The following is a 3,282-nucleotide window of genomic DNA, read 5'->3' as shown; positions in this document are numbered from 1 at the left end:
GCCATGGCCGCCGACGCCACACCGCCAGGCGCGGCCACGGTCGTACGGGACGACCCGTACGAGATCGCCGCGTTCCTGCGCACCAAACCGGCCTCCGCCCTGCCCGGCATCGGCCCCAAGACCGCCAAGACGCTCGCCCGCTACGGCATCACCTCGGTCGGCGACATCGCCGACACCCGACTCCCCACCCTCCAGCGCATCCTCGGAACCACCGCCGCCCGCCTGGCCCACGACCGCGCCCGCGGTATCGACGAACGCCCCGTCATCCCCGGCGCCGCGCCCAGGACGATGAGCGCGAGCCGCCGCTTCGACCGCGACGAACTCGACCCCGACCAGCACCACCGCGCAGTTCTCGGCCTGGTTCAGGACCTCGGCGGGCGGCTGCGTACGAGCGGGGAGATCGCCCAGGCGCTCACGCTCACCGTTACCTACGCCGACCGCTCCCAGACCACCCGCACCCGGACCCTCGCCGAACCCACCGCGCACACCCCCGCGTTGGCCGACACCGCCCGCACCCTCCTCTCCGGCTTCGGCCTCCAGCGAGCCCGCGTCCGCACCATCGCCCTGCGCGCGGGACGCCTCCGGCCCGCCGAGGACACCGTCCACCAGCTCACCCTCGACCAGCACGACGACAAGCTCCGCCGCCTCGAAACCGCCATCGACAAGGCCGCGACCCGCTACGGACCCGGCGTCGCCGGAGCAGCCTCAACCTTCCCTCGGTCCGGGTAAGGCGGATGGCTGCTGCCACAGGCCATACGTGGTGGGCGTTGGTGGGCAACTGTCAGATCCCTCGAAGGTGGCATCGATGTTGGCCAGTCAAAAACGCACAGGATAATTACGGTTATCCTGTGCTTATGCTGACACGGAATCAGAATGTCACGTAATCAGGTGAATCGTCCGACATGCCGAGTAAATGACTTGCTCGCTCACCCGGCCCGGGCCTCGAACTGGGAGAAGAGGATCAGTGGGGGAAGAAAGATCAACGCACTCCAAGAACGTTCGTCGGTTCTTCAAGCCCGAGCCGCCGCAACTGGACTTCCCACCCGTCCGTAACGGCATCGACTACCTCGCCAGCGTCGTGAGCCATCTCGACGAGAGCGAGTCGGATGTCGACGAAAGGGACCTCAAGTACGCGGTGCTTCACCTCCAGGCCGCAGTCGAGGTGCTCTTCAAGGCCAGGCTCCTGCGCGAGCACTGGAGCCTCGTCTTCGAGAACCCGGGCGAAGCGACCCTGGAGAAGTTCCGGGAGGGCAACTTCAACAGCTGCGGAACCACCGCCGCGGTGAAGCGCCTGCGCGACATCGTCGGCATCCCGATCGACGAGAAGGAGCTCGGCTGGCTGAAGGAGCTGGCCGCTGACCGCAACGCGCTACAGCACTACGGCCTGACACACAACGCCAAAGCGGTGGAGACCCGCGCCGGCCGCGTCCTCGACTTCCTCATGCGCTTCCTGTGGGAACACCTCCTGCCCCTGCTCAAGGGCCCGGAACGCACGGCCGCTTCACAGGACATGGCCCCCGTGGTCGAGGGAGTCCGCAACATCAGCTCCTACGTCACACGGCGCCTCAACCGACTGCGGGGTGAACTGAAGGGACTGGAAAACCAGACCGTTCAGTGCCCCCTCTGCGAGCACATGGCCCTCGTCATCGCCCCCGAACGCGGCACCTGCCGGTTCTGCGACGAGTCGTGGCACCCGGACGAGATGCTCGTCTTCGACTACCTCGGGCTCTTTCACGACGACGGCCCGAGGGGAGAGGTCTCGCCCTGCCCACAGTGCGATGCGATGACCCTCGTGGCGGGCGTGGTCTTCCTGGGTAGTCCGGCGGTGCTCGACACGCTCTTCTGCTTCGGCTGCATGGCCCGCTACACCCCGGATGAACTGGTCCTGTGTGCGGGGTGCAGCCGCCCGTGGCCCCTTGAGGCCGAAGTCGACGGTTCGACCACCAACCTGTGCACGGACTGCCGCCAGCAGACCGACCCGGAGTACACCGCATGACCGGCGACGCCCCAGCCCCCCGCGATGCGCGCGGCACGCTGGCCACGATCTACCGCGACCCCCGCGACCAGTGGCCCGAGCACGCCCGGAAGCTCTACGACTACCTGGTCGGCCTGTACGGCGAGGACGACCCGCTGCCCACCCTCGCGGCCGCGTGGATCGCGCACCAGCGCTCGGCCAACACCCAGAAGTCGTACGCCCGCGGCTTCCGCATCTTCGAGGAGTTCGCCCGGGAGCACGGGGCCCACCCGCTGAAGGTGACGTTCCCGCTGGCGGACACCTTCCGGATGTACCTGGAGACGACGCCCACCTGGGTGCGGGTCAAGGGCGGGGCCCGCGGCGAGATGATCCGGACCGGGCCGCCGTACAGCGACGCCTCCAGGGCCAACGCCCTGTCGTCCGCCTCCTCGTTCTTCGCCTACCTCGACATCGTCAGCGACACCCCGCTGAAGAACCCCTTCGACGCCGTACGCAGGCCGGTCATCGACCCGGACTACTCCCCCACCCCCGGTTACACCGAGCAGGAGTGGACCAAGCTCCTGGTCACCGCCCGCGACCACCACCGGATCCGGGCTTACCGCAAGCGGGCGTACGCGCTGCTGCTCATGCTCTACACCTGCTGCCTGCGCGTCGACTCCCTGCTGACCGCGAAGGTCGAGCACCTCGGCGACGACCAGGGCCACCACGTCATCAAGGTGAAGGTGAAGGGCGGCTCCTGGAAGAACAAGCCCGTCCCGCCGATCGCCTGGGCCGCCCTCCAGGACTACCTCGACGGCCGCACCACAGGATGGCTGTTCTGCACAGCCAGCGGCGGCCAGCTCGACGAACCAGCCGTGTGGCACCTCACGGACTCCCTGGCCAAGCGCGCCGGGCTGACACCGCGCGGTCCGCACGGCGTCAAGGGCGACGCCGTCACCCACGCCCTGGCGAAGCCGGACGCCCGGCCTGACAAGATCCAGCGCTGGGCCGACCACAAGGACTCCCGGACCACCCAGCGCTACAACCGCCGCAAGGAACTCCTCGACGACAGCCCCGGCTACGCCCTCGGCGCCGACCTTGCCGGCGCACTGGCGCACGAGAACGGCTGAAGGCTCGCACTACGCGCGGCGGCGCGGAGGCTTCCGCCTACGGCGATCCAAGGGGGGTGCCTCGGAGGCTGACAGTCAGGGGGGGGGGGGGGGGGGGGGGGGGGGGGGGGGGGGGGGGGGGGGGGGCGGGTGGGGGCGAGACCGAGACGAGACTGGAGATCAGCAAGCAGGAGAAACCGAACAAAGAGAACAAGAACA

3 protein-coding genes are annotated in these 3,282 nt (G+C 68.8%); all 3 read left to right on the top strand.

The annotated features are described in order from the left end of the window. On the top strand, nucleotides 1-729 hold a 729-nt coding region (locus tag JS521_RS11170), incomplete at its 5' end, for a DNA polymerase Y family protein (protein WP_205082572.1). 235 nt (nucleotides 730-964) lie between these two features. Further along, on the top strand, nucleotides 965-1,996 hold the full coding sequence (locus JS521_RS11165; protein WP_205082571.1) for a hypothetical protein: 1,032 nt from the start codon (nucleotides 965-967) through the stop codon (nucleotides 1,994-1,996). Beyond that, entirely contained in the window at nucleotides 1,993-3,084 is a 1,092-nt protein-coding gene (locus tag JS521_RS11160; protein ID WP_205082570.1) for a tyrosine-type recombinase/integrase, read from the top strand. Before JS521_RS11165 ends, JS521_RS11160 begins: the two co-directional genes overlap by 4 nt. The last annotated feature ends 198 nt before the right edge of the window (nucleotides 3,085-3,282 follow it).

The sequence above is a fragment of the Streptomyces durocortorensis genome, from assembly GCF_016901035.1.
In the GTDB taxonomy this organism is placed as follows: Bacteria; Actinomycetota; Actinomycetes; order Streptomycetales; family Streptomycetaceae; genus Streptomyces; species Streptomyces durocortorensis.
This window is presented reverse-complemented; position numbering and strand designations above follow the sequence as displayed.